The sequence below is a fragment of the Bacillus sp. UNCCL81 genome (assembly GCF_900112535.1).
Classification (GTDB): Bacteria; Bacillota; Bacilli; order Bacillales; family Bacillaceae_G; genus Gottfriedia; species Gottfriedia luciferensis_B.
In genome coordinates, this window is sequence record NZ_FOMF01000002.1 from 169,316 (window position 1) to 184,052 (window position 14,737).

Annotated in this window: 15 protein-coding genes; 14 read left to right on the top strand and 1 reads right to left on the bottom strand. The window is 32.5% G+C overall.

All coding sequences use genetic code 11. The features are described 5' to 3' along the window. Positions 1-44 precede the first annotated feature (44 nt). The 7 genes from BM319_RS00970 to rpsA all read left to right on the top strand — a co-directional run bounded on the left by BM319_RS00970 (position 45) and on the right by rpsA (position 7,599). Positions 45-653, top strand: a complete 609-nt coding sequence (locus BM319_RS00970; RefSeq protein ID WP_025672362.1) for a genetic competence negative regulator — start codon at positions 45-47, stop codon at positions 651-653. 237 nt (positions 654-890) lie between these two features. Then, the gene (locus tag BM319_RS00975; protein WP_091021084.1) at positions 891-2,171 is read left to right on the top strand and encodes a Glu/Leu/Phe/Val family dehydrogenase; all 1,281 of its coding nucleotides are present in this window, start codon (positions 891-893) and stop codon (positions 2,169-2,171) included. A 141-nt stretch (positions 2,172-2,312) separates the two neighbouring features. Beyond that, positions 2,313-3,287 carry a YpdA family putative bacillithiol disulfide reductase gene (locus tag BM319_RS00980; protein ID WP_069031853.1) on the top strand — a complete coding sequence of 325 codons (975 nt, stop codon included), beginning with the start codon at positions 2,313-2,315 and terminating at the stop codon, positions 3,285-3,287. A 619-nt stretch (positions 3,288-3,906) separates the two neighbouring features. Then, positions 3,907-4,875, top strand: coding sequence for an asparaginase (locus tag BM319_RS00985; RefSeq protein WP_069031854.1), 969 nt, complete (start codon positions 3,907-3,909; stop codon positions 4,873-4,875). Positions 4,876-5,367: 492 nt separating this feature from the next. Continuing rightward, a complete protein-coding gene (locus BM319_RS00990) occupies positions 5,368-5,553 on the top strand; it encodes a DUF5359 family protein (protein WP_069031855.1) in 186 nt (61 codons plus the stop codon). Between the two features lie 138 nt (positions 5,554-5,691). Further along, positions 5,692-6,372: a (d)CMP kinase gene (gene cmk, locus BM319_RS00995; protein WP_069031856.1), complete on the top strand. Its 681-nt coding sequence runs from the start codon at positions 5,692-5,694 to the stop codon at positions 6,370-6,372. Positions 6,373-6,480: 108 nt separating this feature from the next. After that, positions 6,481-7,599: a 30S ribosomal protein S1 gene (gene rpsA, locus BM319_RS01000; RefSeq protein ID WP_069031857.1), complete on the top strand. Its 1,119-nt coding sequence runs from the start codon at positions 6,481-6,483 to the stop codon at positions 7,597-7,599. A 47-nt stretch (positions 7,600-7,646) separates the two neighbouring features. Here rpsA and BM319_RS01005 read toward each other — a convergent pair whose 3' ends face one another. Next, complete coding sequence (locus BM319_RS01005) at positions 7,647-7,784, bottom strand: YpzI family protein (RefSeq protein ID WP_069031858.1); 138 nt, start codon at positions 7,782-7,784, stop codon at positions 7,647-7,649. A gap of 128 nt (positions 7,785-7,912) precedes the next feature. On the opposite strand from BM319_RS01005, the gene BM319_RS01010 reads away from it, so the two are divergent. The 7 genes from BM319_RS01010 to spoIVA all read left to right on the top strand — a co-directional run bounded on the left by BM319_RS01010 (position 7,913) and on the right by spoIVA (position 14,487). Continuing rightward, positions 7,913-8,503, top strand: coding sequence for a YphA family membrane protein (locus BM319_RS01010; protein WP_069031859.1), 591 nt, complete (start codon positions 7,913-7,915; stop codon positions 8,501-8,503). 132 nt (positions 8,504-8,635) lie between these two features. Next, entirely contained in the window at positions 8,636-9,946 is a 1,311-nt protein-coding gene (gene der / locus BM319_RS01015) for a ribosome biogenesis GTPase Der (protein ID WP_069031860.1), read from the top strand. Between the two features lie 43 nt (positions 9,947-9,989). Further along, positions 9,990-11,027 carry an NAD(P)H-dependent glycerol-3-phosphate dehydrogenase gene (locus BM319_RS01020; RefSeq protein WP_069031861.1) on the top strand — a complete coding sequence of 346 codons (1,038 nt, stop codon included), beginning with the start codon at positions 9,990-9,992 and terminating at the stop codon, positions 11,025-11,027. A gap of 138 nt (positions 11,028-11,165) precedes the next feature. Further along, a complete protein-coding gene (locus BM319_RS01025) occupies positions 11,166-11,435 on the top strand; it encodes a stage VI sporulation protein F (RefSeq protein WP_056466710.1) in 270 nt (89 codons plus the stop codon). A gap of 441 nt (positions 11,436-11,876) precedes the next feature. Beyond that, complete coding sequence (locus BM319_RS01030; protein ID WP_069031862.1) at positions 11,877-12,074, top strand: DUF2768 domain-containing protein; 198 nt, start codon at positions 11,877-11,879, stop codon at positions 12,072-12,074. A gap of 21 nt (positions 12,075-12,095) precedes the next feature. Then, complete coding sequence (locus tag BM319_RS01035) at positions 12,096-12,812, top strand: YphF family lipoprotein (RefSeq protein WP_069031863.1); 717 nt, start codon at positions 12,096-12,098, stop codon at positions 12,810-12,812. A 196-nt stretch (positions 12,813-13,008) separates the two neighbouring features. Then, positions 13,009-14,487, top strand: a complete 1,479-nt coding sequence (gene spoIVA, locus BM319_RS01040; RefSeq protein WP_069031864.1) for a stage IV sporulation protein A — start codon at positions 13,009-13,011, stop codon at positions 14,485-14,487. The last annotated feature ends 250 nt before the right edge of the window (positions 14,488-14,737 follow it).

The window sequence follows — 14,737 nt, forward strand, 5'->3', positions numbered from 1 at the left end:
AAACATAAACTGTACTATGGTAAATGCAGCAAGGAGGCTAGTTCATGAGGTTGGAACGGTTGAACTACAATAAAATAAAAGTTTTTCTTACATCTGATGATTTATCTGAACGTGGTCTGACAAAAGAAGACTTATGGTACAATGCACCAAAAGTTCAACAGCTTTTTCAAGATATGATGCATGAAGCTAGCGTAGAACTAGGTTTCGAAGTAGATGGAAAAGTATCCGTTGAAGTTTTCTCTCTTCAAGCTCAAGGAATGGTTGTAATTGTAACAAAATCCGATGAAATTGAAGAAGAGGAAGACGAATTTCAAGACGATTTTATCTCAATGGAAGTAATCCTAGATGAAAGTGAACATATATTGTACGAGTTTTCTACTTTAGATGATCTAATCCTACTTTCTGAAAAATTGGTTTCATGTGATGCTTTAGGTGGGAGATTATTCTCTTTTGAAAATACGTTTTACTTAAAGTTCGAGGAGAATGAAATAGGAAGACTAGATCGTGAAACATTTTATGCGATTTTAGCTGAATATGGTAATCCTTCTACAAGAACTATTTATCGTATTATTGAATATGGTAAAGAACTTATCTCAGAAAATGCTATTGAACAACTGCATTTTTATTTCGTTAAAAATAAAGCCTCTCAGTAATTTATTACGAGAGGTTTTACTTTTGTAAATTTTTTATTAATATATTGTATTTCTTCATATTCTTTTCTTTTCAAATTTTGGAAATAGGAGTATAATGACCTTAGAAAACGCTTACATTAAACGGATATTATATTTTGTTTTCTATGTGTTTATAACTTTCAAAAAGGGATGGAAAGTTGTATACTAATTTCAGAATGAATGAATCTTTTCATAGTTCAAATTTCTAGGGGGTTTACAATGGTTGCCGAGAAATCTACAGAGAAAAATAGCAACACTGAAGAACAATTAGATGTACTAGCGCCTACACAAGTAGTTATTAAAGAAGCGTTAGAAAAATTAGGATATTCAAATGAAATGTATGAACTTTTAAAAGAACCAGTTCGTATGATGACTGTAAAAATTCCAGTTCGCATGGATGATGGACAAGTGAAAATTTTCACTGGTTACAGAGCTCAACATAATGATGCGGTAGGACCAACAAAAGGTGGTATCCGTTTCCATCCAAATGTAACAGAAAATGAAGTTAAAGCCCTTTCAATCTGGATGAGCTTAAAATGTGGAATTGTAGATTTACCATATGGTGGAGGTAAAGGTGGAATCGTTTGTGATCCACGTGATATGTCATTCCGTGAGTTAGAAAGACTTAGTCGCGGTTATGTTCGTGCAATTAGTCAGATCGTAGGACCAACTAAAGATATTCCAGCTCCAGACGTATTTACAAACTCACAAATCATGGCTTGGATGATGGATGAATATTCTAGAATAGATGAATTTAACTCACCTGGTTTTATTACAGGTAAACCATTAGTATTAGGTGGATCTCACGGCCGTGAAACAGCTACTGCTAAAGGTGTAACAATTGTAATTCGTGAAGCAGCAAAGCGTAGAGGAATTAACTTAGAAGGTGCACGAGTTGTTATCCAAGGATTTGGTAATGCAGGTAGCTTCTTAGCGAAATTCATGCATGATGCTGGTGCAAAAGTTATTGGTATTTCTGATGCTTATGGTGCACTTCATGATCCAAACGGCTTAGACATTGATTATTTATTAGATCGTAGAGATAGCTTTGGTACAATTACTAAACTATTTAATAATACAATTTCCAATAAAGAATTATTAGAATTAGATTGTGATATCTTAGTTCCAGCAGCGATTGAAAATCAAATTACAAAAGATAATGCTCATAATATTAAAGCAAATATTGTAGTTGAAGCTGCAAACGGACCAACAACACTTGAAGCTACTAAGATCTTAACAGAGCGTGGAATTTTATTAGTTCCAGACGTATTAGCTAGTGCTGGTGGTGTAACTGTTTCTTACTTTGAATGGGTACAGAATAACCAAGGTTACTACTGGACTGAAGAAGAAGTAGAAGATCGATTAGAAAAAGTTATGGTACGTTCATTTAATAATATTTATGAAACAAGTGTAAATAGAAAAGTAAATATGCGATTAGCTGCTTATATGGTTGGCGCGCGTAAAATGGCTGAAGCTAGCCGATTCAGAGGCTGGGTATAAGAGTATATTTGTTGATAAAAACAAGGTGGAGAATATCCATCTTGTTTTTTTTGATTAGCTATTATTAGACAAATTGAATATTTTACGTAAAATAGTAATAGTAAATATAACTAAGACTCTAGTTTATTGGAGATGTTTCAAATGGAAAAAGTTGAAGTTCTAATCATTGGCGGAGGACCATGTGGTATTGCAGCTTATCTTGCATTAAAAAATAAGGGGATTACTGCATTAATAATCGAAAAAGGGAATATAGTTCATACCCTCAGTCGATTTCCAACGCATCAAACATTTTTTAGTACAAGTGAAAAATTAGAAGTGGGAAATATTCCATTTATTATTGAAGGTAGAAAACCAAAAAAACACCAAGCTCTAGCATATTACCGTGACGTTGTTAAACGAAATAAAATAAAAATTAATGCTTTTGAAGAGGTAAAAACGGTTAATAAGAAAAGTGATTTTATCATCGAATCAGTTACAATAAACGGTGAAGAAAAACGTTATGAAGCGAAAGCTGTTATTGTAGCAACTGGTTATTATGACCAACCAAACTATTTATTAACACCTGGTGAACAGCTTAATAAAGTTTCCCATTACTTTTTTGAAGGTCATAAACATTTTAATCAGAAGGTAGTCGTTATTGGTGGGAAAAACTCAAGTGTTGACGCAGCACTAGAACTAGAAAAGTGTGGGGCAGATGTAACGGTACTTTATAGAGGCAGTTCGTATTCACCAAGTATTAAACCATGGGTTCTACCAGAATTCGAGGCACTTGTCCGTTCTGAAACAATTAAAATGGAATTTAACGCAAATCTACTTGAAATAAAAGAATCATCAGTAGTATACGAAAAAGAAGGACAAATAGTTGAGATTGAGAATGACTTTGTCTATGCCATGACAGGATACCATCCTGATCATACATTAATTAAAAGTATGGGCGTAAAAGTAGATGATCTAACAGGAAGACCATTATTCAATCCAGAAACGATGGAAACAAATATTGAAGGCATTTATATTGCAGGGGTGATTGCTGCTGGAAACAATGCAAACGAAATATTTATAGAAAATGGTCGTTTTCACGGTGACCTAATCGTTTCTCATTTAGTTAGTAATAAATAATCTCAAAAAAATGGTCAATAGGGAAAACGGACATTAAATGAACATTTATTTAATGATAAAATGAACATTTTTTGGATGATCTATTAAAGTTTTAAATGTTAATATAGTTGATTAATTTCATGATTCTAATAGCAAGTAATGATTTCTTTTTTAGAAGTTAAAAATACTATGGACTAATTTTTAGAAAAACAATTTCAGTAGATTAGTTTAATTAAAGTTCGGTATATATTGACTTACAAGCTGAGTTAGCTGATTAATATACAATAGTTAGGTTACTCTAAGTAAAGGATATTTGATTAGGGTTTATTGCAGACTTTTTTCGATGAATAAGTTGATTGGAACGAAGGGGTGCTCGACTCCTATGGGATAAGCGGGAAGGCTAAAGACCCCGCAGGCTTGCCGAGGAGGCTAAAGAATCTTGCCCCATGGAAAGCGAGCATCCTGTAGTGGAAATCAACATCACTCTACTCCTTTTACGAAAATTTGATAATTTAATTTACAAGAATGTTTTTGAAACGTAGCTAAGCTACGTTTTTTTTATTAAAGATTTTCGAGCCGTTTTCTGTTTACTTAAATAATTTTAAAATGTTATAATTTCATGTGAAATGAGGTGCTTAAAATGAAAAAAGTAGTATTAATAACAACAGGTGGAACGATTGCAAGTAAACCAAATGCAGAATCAGGTAAATTAGATTCTGGAGCATTGTCAGGTCAAGAAATTGCAGAAATGCTCAATTTACCAAAAGATATAAATGTAATTGTTGATTCTTTTTTCCAAGTTCCAAGTATGCACATAGGCTTCGAACATTGGATGTTATTAAAGAATAAAATTGAAGAATATTATCAAGACGAAACTATCGATGGGGTTGTCGTTACCCATGGAACTGATACGTTAGAAGAAACGGCTTACTTTTTAGATTTAACAATTGACGACGATCGTCCAGTTGTTATTACTGGCTCTCAAAGATCACCAGGAGAATTAGGTACAGATGCTTTTATCAATTTAAGACATGCAATTTATACTGCATCTGACGAATCTACTCGAAACGTTGGTACAGTTGTTGTCTTTAATGAACGTATTTTTACTGCAAAATATGTTAAAAAAGAACATGCATCTAATATTCAAGGATTTAACGTATTTGGATTCGGATACCTAGGTATTATCGATAACGATAAAGTACATATCTATCAAAAACCGGTATTAAAGGATAAATACAAAATTACAAGTGAGTTACCTCAAGTTGATATAATTAAATGTTATATTGAAGCTAAAGGATATTTAATTAAAGCAGCTGTTGAAAATGGAGCTAAAGGTATTGTCCTTGAAGGCGTTGGAAGAGGACAAGTATCTCCACATATGACTGAAGAAATCGAAAAAGCGGTTAAAGATGGCATTAAAGTAGTCATCACAACAAGTTCTGAAGAAGGCGAAGTATATCCGACTTATGATTATTACGGAAGTGCCTATGATTTAGTTAATAAAGGTGTTATTTTAGGTAAAGATTATGATAGCAAAAAGGCAAGAATTAAATTAACTGTTATGTTAGCATCCGAAGTGAATGATATTCTCGAAGGATTCTCTAAATAATTTTACTTATTTATACATTTCTCAAAAACGTGCATAGCACGTTTTTTTGGTGTTGAAACACAAATGTTCAAACGTATATTAAGTAAAACTCTTTGATTGTATATTTAATTTCTTTATAGTCTATTAAGGCTTTTAAAAGTTAATATGACAGTTTTAAAAAGTCAACAAAATCTAGTGCTTTTTATTTTTAAAAAGTTAAAAATATTTAAGAGCTAGTTTTGGAGGGATGATCGATTCCTATGGGTTATACGGGAAGGCTAAAGACCCCACAGGCTTGCCGAGGAGGCTAAAGAATCTCGCCACATGGAAAGCGAGCATCCTGTAGTGGAAATCAACATCACTCTACTCCTTTTACGAAAATTTTGTAATTTATTGACAAGTTTTTTTTGATTAATACAGTTAAAAGTTAAATGAATTAAAACTTAAATTCAAAATTGTGTATAAAATTAAATGAATCTAATCATACTGGTAATAAAAAAGGTATGATTTTAAATGAAAAGAATCGAACGAATACTATTTAAATTAATTATTATTCAATTATTTTGTTTAGTTATAAGTCAATACGTCTTATCATTCCCTAGTCTTTCTGTCTATTTAACGAAAATTGAATTATATGAAGGCGTTACGCAAAAAGCTAAAGACGTAACGAGAGAAGTATATAATCATATTGGTAAATAGATGAATTCGTCGGAATCATATGGTAATATAAATTAAAGCAGGCTAGCCTGCTTTATTTTTATTTGTTTTTATTTTTTTAGGACATGATAAGATTAAAGGTTGCTATTGAAGTAGCACTTTTTTTATGTAGGAGGACTTATGAGTAAAAAAATTAGTATAGCGATAGATGGACCAGCAGCTGCCGGTAAAAGTACAGTTGCAAAAATTGTTGCAAAAAAATTAGGATATGTTTATATAGACACTGGTGCAATGTACCGTGCTCTAACCTTTAAAGCGATTCAAAACAATATTGATGTAAATAACGAGATGGATTTAAGTAACTTACTTTCAAATATAACGATTAAGTTAATTCCGGAAGAAGGCACTCAAAAAGTTTTCATTGATGATGTTGATGTTTCAGAGCCAATAAGAACACCAGAAGTAACTAGAAATGTATCATTTGTTGCAAAACATAGTTTAGTTCGTGAAAAAATGGTCGATTTACAACGTGAATATGCCGTAAATGGTGGGGTTGTAATGGATGGAAGAGATATTGGGACTCATGTATTAGTTGGTGCAGAAGTTAAGATTTTTATGATTGCTTCTGTGGATGAACGAGCTCAAAGAAGACATATTGAAAACGTTAAAAACGGTTTTGAAAGTGATTTAGAACAATTGAAAATAGAAATAGCAACAAGAGACCGAATTGACTCGGAAAGAGAAGTATCACCATTGAAAAAGGCTGATGATGCAATCTCATTAGATACTACATCTAAAAACATTGATGATGTTGTAAATGAAATATTAACGATTGTTGAAGATAAAATAAAAAATATTTAGAAGAATTAGTCATCAGATTTCTTGACTTTTCTGCTTATTTATTAGAAGGTAAAAGAGGATAATACATAATTGGTCTATCCATTTTTAAAACATAAGGAGGAATATGACATGGTTGAAAAAGTAATGCCAGAAGTTGGGGAAATTATCTCATGTGTAGTAGAACAAATTGAAGATAAGCAAGCAATCGTAGGGTTCGGTGGAAAAACAGATGGTATTCTTCCAATAAAAGAAATTTCAAACGTACATATTGAAAATGTAAATGACGCGCTAACTGTAGGACAAGAAATTGAATTAAAGGTTATTAAAGTTGAGGAAGATACAGTTGTTTTTTCTAAACGTGCTGTAGATTCTGTTAAAGCTTGGGAACAATTAGAAGGAAAATTAGCTAGTAAAGAAGTTTTTGAAGTGATCGTTACAGAGCAAGTAAACGGAGGACTAATTGCAGACGTAGGCGTTCGTGGATTTATTCCTGCTTCACTTGTTTCAAAAAAATTCGTTGAAGATTTAGGTAGCTATGTTGGTCAATCGCTTGAAGTAGTGATTGAAGAACTAGATCGCGAAAAAAATCGAGTAATCCTATCTCATAAAGCTGTTGAGCAATTAAATGAAATTGAAAATCGCCGTCAAGCATACTCTTCTATTAAAGTAGGGCAAATCGTTGAAGGTAAGGTAGAAAGATTAACTAATTTCGGTGCTTTTGTAAATATTGGTGGTGTTGATGGTTTAGTCCATGTATCTCAAATGTCTCATAAACGCGTTACAAAGCCTGAAGAGATTGTAGCTGTAGGTGATACTGTAAAAGTTCAAGTTCTTTCAATTGACTCTGATACAAACCGTATTGCTTTATCAATGAAAGCAATTCAGCCAGGACCATGGGATCAATTAAATCCAAGCATTAAAGCAGAAGCAGTAGTTGAAGGGACTGTAAAACGTCTTACAAACTTTGGTGCATTTGTAGAAGTTCAAAATGGAATTGAAGGATTAGTTCATGTTTCTCAAATTGCTGATAAACATATTAAAAATCCAAACGAAGTCCTAACAGTTGGTCAAGAAGTAAAAGTAAAAGTTTTAGAAATTAATCCTACTGAAAAACGCTTATCATTAAGCATTAAAGAAGCTGGTGAAGCTGAACTTCAAGAGGATATTGCTAAATACGTACAACCAAGTGAAAGTGGTTTCCAATTAAGCGAATTACTTGGTGATAAATTAAATAAATTTAAAAAATAATAAAAAATCCTTCAGCCATTTGCTGAAGGATTTTTAATTCGAACATTTTAGTTATGTTGATTTTCTGCTCTTGCTTCCTCAGGTGTGTCTAAACGCGTAGCACCTTTGTTATGAATGCTTTGATCTCGATCAGATTCAACTCTTCTAGATTGTTTAAGCTTCTTTTCTTGACGATCTTTTCCCACTCGTTTCACCTCCAAAAATATCTCATTTATAGATTCGTTTTAAATGCAACTTCTTATACACTTTCTTTTCTTTTTGATTATTTTTGAAATATGAATTGTTCATACTAGTACTATTAGGAGGTTTTCGTGTGCAAGGTAGTCTATTTATCATTACTTCTTGGATGACTGTTTTATTTCTTTTGATTTTTCGGGATCGAACTAAGAAGAATTTCTTGTATTTAGCGGGAGTACTTATATTAATTAGCGGTTCAGCTTACACAATTGATCTATTTTCAATTGAAATAAATTTTTCATATATCATTATAATTTTTATCATAAGCTACTTTATTAGTTTATTAAATTTTATTGAACAAATAGTGCATTTCTTTAAAGGCCTGATTATAGGCATGACATTTAGTGTAGTTACACTGCTTTCGATTTATGATCCTGCAAGTTTTTTTATTGATGAGAGGATAATCAGTTCATTTTTTGTAATAGTACTTTCTTTCTTTTTAAGTAAATCCTATTTTGACAAAATGCGTTATATAACAATTGGTCTAGTTCAGGGAGACATTTTTAATTATTTTACGTTTAAGTCGATTAATTTTAAATATATAATTGGAGATTTAAATTGGTTTGATACTTTAATTATGTCCATTTTATTATTGTCAGCAATTCAATTCATAGCAGTTTACGTATCAAAAATAAGTCTCAAAAACAGAAAATTACTAAAAAGTTGAAGTGTATTGGTCTTTTCTCATATTTTTTGTTAAAATAGATAAGTTATTTAAATAAATCAATTTTTAAAACAAAACTAAAACTCATTTAGATGATTTAAATGGTACATAGTTATGCTAGGAAGGATGAATTAAATGTCTAAACCGACAGTTGCAATAGTTGGACGACCAAATGTAGGGAAATCAACTATTTTTAATAGGATAGTGGGAGAAAGAATTTCAATTGTAGAAGATATTCCAGGGGTTACTCGTGATCGTATTTACAGTTCAGGAGAGTGGTTAAATCAAGAATTTAGTTTAATCGATACAGGTGGAATTGACATTGGTGATGAGCCATTTTTAGAGCAAATTCGTCAACAAGCTGAAATCGCAATGGATGAAGCGGATGTTATTATATTTCTAACAAATGGTCGTGAGGGTGTTACAGCGGCTGATGAGGAAGTTGCTAAAATCCTTTATAAAACAAAAAAACCGGTAGTATTAGCAGTTAATAAAGTCGATAATCCAGAAATGAGAAGTGATATTTACGACTTCTATGCATTAGGATTTGGAGAAGTATTTCCAATCTCAGGTTCACATGGTTTAGGACTAGGTGATTTACTTGATGAAGTAGTAAAACATTTCCCTGACCAAGAAGATGAAAATTACGATGAGGAGACAATTAAATTCAGTTTAATTGGACGACCAAATGTAGGGAAGTCTTCTTTAGTAAATGCATTATTAGGTCAAGATCGTGTAATCGTAAGTAATGTGGCTGGAACTACACGTGATGCTGTCGATACACCTTATTCAAAAGATGGCCAAGACTACGTTATTATCGATACAGCTGGTATGAGAAAAAAAGGTAAAGTTTATGAAAGTACGGAAAAATACAGCGTACTACGTGCTTTACGTGCAATTGAGAGATCAGATGTCGTCTTAGTCGTATTAGATGGTGAAGAAGGTATTATTGAACAAGATAAGAAGATAGCTGGATATGCACATCAAGCAGGTAGATCAGTTGTTATTGTTGTTAATAAATGGGATGCAGTAGAAAAAGATGAAAAAACGATGAATGAATTCATTGAAAACATTCGAGCACATTTCCAATTCTTAGACTATGCTCCAATTGTATTCCTATCAGCTAAAACGAAGAAAAGAACTCAAACTTTATTACCAATGATTAATAAAGCGTGTGAAAGCCATAGTTTACGCGTTCCAACAAATGTATTAAATGATGTTATTATGGATGCAATTGCGATGAATCCAACACCAACACATAATGGACAAAGATTAAGAGTGTATTATGCAACTCAAGTAGCAATTAAACCACCAACATTTGTTGTTTTTGTAAATGATCCTGAATTACTTCACTTTAGTTATGAGCGTTTCTTAGAAAATCGTATTAGAGATGCTTTTGATTTTGAGGGATCTCCAATTAAGATTATCGGTCGTGCACGAGCTTAAATTCGATGTGAAATATGGATTCTTTATGAAGGGGAGTGTTGAATTGGAAAAAATCGCTGTTTTAGGTGCGGGTAGTTGGGGAACTGCTTTAGCCATGGTTTTATCAGATAATGGGCATACGGTTACTTTATGGGGAAATAAATCCGAACAAATAAATGAAATAAATGAACAACATACTAATAAAAGATATTTGCCGGAAATTAATTTACCTCAAAATTTAAAAGCATCGGTCAATTTAAAGGAAGCTATAAATGGAGCTAACTATATTTTGCTTGTTGTTCCGACCAAAGCAATAAGAGAAGTTTGCCAACAACTAAATAATGAATTAACGAACGAGGTTACAATAATCCATGCAAGTAAAGGGATTGAGCCTGATACTTCTAAGCGTGTTTCAGAAATGATCTCTGAAGAAATAGATTCGAAATTCTTAAAATCAGTAGTTGTATTATCAGGTCCAAGTCATGCTGAAGAAGTTGCTTTAAGACATCCAACGACTGTAACATCGGCATCTAAAAATATGGAAGATGCGGAAGTTGTTCAGGAATTATTCTCAAATGGTTATTTCCGTGTATACACAAACGAAGATGTAATTGGTGTAGAAATTGGTGGAGCCTTAAAGAATATTATCGCACTTGCTGCTGGTATTACTGACGGACTTGGTTATGGCGACAACGCGAAGGCGGCTTTAATGACACGTGGACTTGCAGAAATAATTCGTTTAGGTAAGGCTATGGGAGCTAATACTCAAACTTTTGCAGGTTTAACTGGAATGGGCGACTTAATCGTAACTTGTACGAGTGTACATAGCCGTAACTGGAGAGCTGGTAATTTATTAGGGAAAGGCAAATCGTTAGACGAGGTATTAGATAATATGGGTATGGTCGTTGAAGGAGTTCGAACGACAAAGGCTGCATATCAATTAGCAAAACAAGTAAATGTAGAGATGCCAATTGTTAATGAATTACACGCAGTATTATTTGAAAATAAAAATCCAAAATTAGCAGTTGATGCACTTATGTCTCGTGTAAAAAAACACGAGGGCGAAAGTACTTCAAATTATATTAGCGATCTTGCTGAGTAATTAATTTTATTAAAATAGATAGTTTAAAAGCATTAAAACTTTGTTTTAATGCTTTTTCTTATGTGGACTAAAAATAGGCGTTTCACCATTTCTCTTTTTTTGCATAGCATATGTTGTATAGAAAAGAAGGAGGTTTGAATGGTGACTAATAATAATCCAAATGGTTTCTTCGATAAGATTGAAAAGAAAGCAAATGTAAGCAAATCAGATATTTTTAAAGTCGCTGATTCAGTAAAAGATGCAAACTTTAAAGATGAAGCAACAGTTAGAAAACTAGTCCGTCAAATTGCATTGATGACAGGTCGTCAAGTTTCTAAGGAAAAAGAAGACAAAATCGTTCAAGCGATTGTTACGAATAATATGCCATTAGATTTTCAATCATTAACAAATATGTTTAAACAAAAATAATTGGGCTTATTCTTCAGCGATGTATTTAGTGCATAATCATACATTTTCGCATACTATAGAATGACTTATACCGGATGTATTCTGGTGGGTGTTAGTCGAGGATGATTACGAAGCAATTGCCCCAGTTTGCTTCGAAGAAAGAAGGAGTATATTTATACTTTTTCTTTCTTTTTATTTTGTCCTTTTAAATATGTGAATGGTCCTGTATCCTCCTTGGATGGTTTTTATCAAGGAGGTATTTTGATGGTGTTTGTAAAGAGTGTAAATAGTGAATATGTTCTAATGGTTTTTTATGAAGCAGGAAATAAATTTAAAACAGACAAGTATACGTAAGCATTAAATAAGTCGATAATGTCTTAATAGGATTAAAAAGATTTTAATTCAAATCATGTGATTATTTTGATACTATAATAATGGTAGAAAATACATAGGGGGAACATAATGAACTCGGCACATATTAATGAAATTATTTCTTTTGTTGGAATCGGATTAATGCTTTTATCATTATTTTTAATTTTCTTGAGTAGAAACAAAATAAAAATAAAATTTTTAAAAATGATTACAGCCTTCATTGCTTATATGTCTTTAATTATTTCTGGGATTTTAATTACATATATCGTATTAAGCTGGCCTAGTTAATTTAGAATAAAGGGGACTAACATGAAAAAGCTATTTCTTTCCATTCTAATGTGCTTTGTTATCAGTCTATTGAGTGGCTGTTTATATCCACAAGATAAACTTGCACAAAATCAAGTACCATATGATGATCAATTGCAATCTGTTCAAACTGCAGTTAATAAATTTAAGGAAAACAATTCAGGAATGTTACCGATTAAAAACAAGGATATGAGTACACCTATTTATATTAAATATCCAATTGATTTTACAAAACTAACACCTGGCTATTTAAGTGATGCACCTGGTAATTCTTATGAAAATGGTGGGATCTTCCAGTACGTATTAGTAGATGCAGAGAAGAATCCGACTGTTAAATTAGTCGATCTTAGAATTGCAGAAAAACTAAGAGATGTTTCATTAAGAGTACAAGTTTATAAAGATAAACATACTTATCCACCAATCAAGAAAACATTGGCTAATGGTGTTTTTCTATTAAACTATAAAAAGATGGGTTTCAAACAAGAACCATTTGTAGTCAGTCCTTATAGTAATAAGAACTTACCAATCGTCATGGGGAATGATGGGGAGTTTTATGTTGACTACTCAACTGATTTATATGCAAAAATTAAAGAAGCAAAAAATTATAAGTTTGGTGAAGATATTCGTTCTATTTTAGTAAAAGACTCACCAATCGTGCCTGCATACTCACTTCCATATACGATTAAAGATGGACAACCAGTGTTTTTAGAACAAAAATAAATAATATAAATCATAATCCTTTGATAAAAGAATACATTTTATCGAAGGATTATTTTATTTGATCCCAAGTGAATAAAAAGAAAAAATAAAAAATCTTGTCATAACTCACTAGGACAACATCATAGAATGATATTGTCATAGGTATACTACTTCAAGTCAATTATTCCCATGTATTGATAAATCGGGAGGGGAACACATGGAAAAGATAGATATTTTTAAAGACATTGCCGAGCGCACAGGAGGAGATATCTACTTAGGTGTTGTAGGTGCTGTGCGTACTGGTAAATCAACATTTATTAAACGCTTTATGGAAGCAGTTGTAATCCCTAATATTCAAAATGAAGCTGACCGTGCTAGAGCACATGATGAATTACCTCAAAGTGCAGCAGGTAAAACAATAATGACTACTGAACCAAAATTCGTTCCGAATCAAGGCGTAAAAATTCATGTAGCGGATGGGTTAGATGTAAATATTCGATTAGTTGATTGCGTTGGTTATAGTGTACCAGGGGCTAAAGGATATGAGGATGAAAATGGTCCTAGAATGATTAGCACTCCTTGGTATGAAGAACCGATTCCATTTAATGAAGCGGCAGAAATCGGTACAAGAAAAGTTATTCAAGAGCATTCAACAATTGGAGTTGTTGTAACAACAGATGGCACAATTGGAGAAATTGCTAGATACGATTATATCGAAGCAGAGGAACGTGTAGTTGCTGAATTAAAAGAAGTTGGAAAGCCTTTCATTATGGTGATCAACTCTTCTCAGCCATATCATCCTAATACAGAGGCACTTAGACAAGAACTATCAGAAAAGTACGATATTCCTGTCATCGCATTAAGTGTTGAAGCAATGCGCGAAGGAGACGTTATGAACGTACTTCGCGAAGCTTTATACGAATTCCCAGTCCTCGAAGTGAACGTAAACTTACCTAGCTGGGTCTTAGTTTTAAAAGAAAATCACTGGCTACGCCAAAGCTATCAAGAAGCAATTCAAGAAACAGTTAAAGATATTAAACGATTAAGAGATGTAGATTATGTAGTTGGCCAATTTAGTGATTATGAATTTATTGAACATGCACAACTTGCTGGAATAGATATGGGGCAAGGGGTTGCAGAAATTGATTTATCCGCACCAGATGAGTTATATGATCAAGTCTTAAAAGAAGTAGTGGGAGTAGAAATTCGCGGTAAAGATCATTTATTAGAATTAATGCAAGATTTCGCTCACGCAAAACAAGAGTATGATCAAGTAGCAGATGCCTTAAGAATGGTTAAACAAACAGGATATGGAGTTGCTGCACCTTCGCTTTTAGATATGAGCTTAGATGAGCCAGAAATTATACGCCATGGTTCAAGGTTTGGTGTCAAATTAAAAGCAGTAGCGCCTTCTATTCATATGATTAAAGTTGATGTTGAGTCAACGTTTGAACCAATTATCGGAACTGAAAAACAAAGTGAAGAACTTGTTAAATACTTAATGCAAGATTTTGAAGATAATCCATTATCAATTTGGAACTCAGATATATTTGGACGTTCATTAAGTTCAATCGTACGTGAAGGCATCCAAGCGAAACTTTCTCTAATGCCTGAAAATGCAAGATATAAATTGAAAGAAACTTTAGAAAGAATTATTAACGAAGGAAGTGGCGGCTTAATTGCAATTATCCTTTAATCATTAATTGATCAGGTGGTCAAAACCATCTGATTTTTTTTGTGTTAGCAAAATATAAACATGTATTTTTAGAAAATCTAAATGCTTATATTTTATCTGGTGAAATGAACGTTTTAAAAAAATCACAAAAAATTAGCAAGAGAAAATAAATGTTATTCGACAAAATTCAACAAATATAAATTTATTAAAAATCATCAATAAATTTTATAAAATGCCGAATAATTCAGTAATCATCGTACCTCCAGAAGTA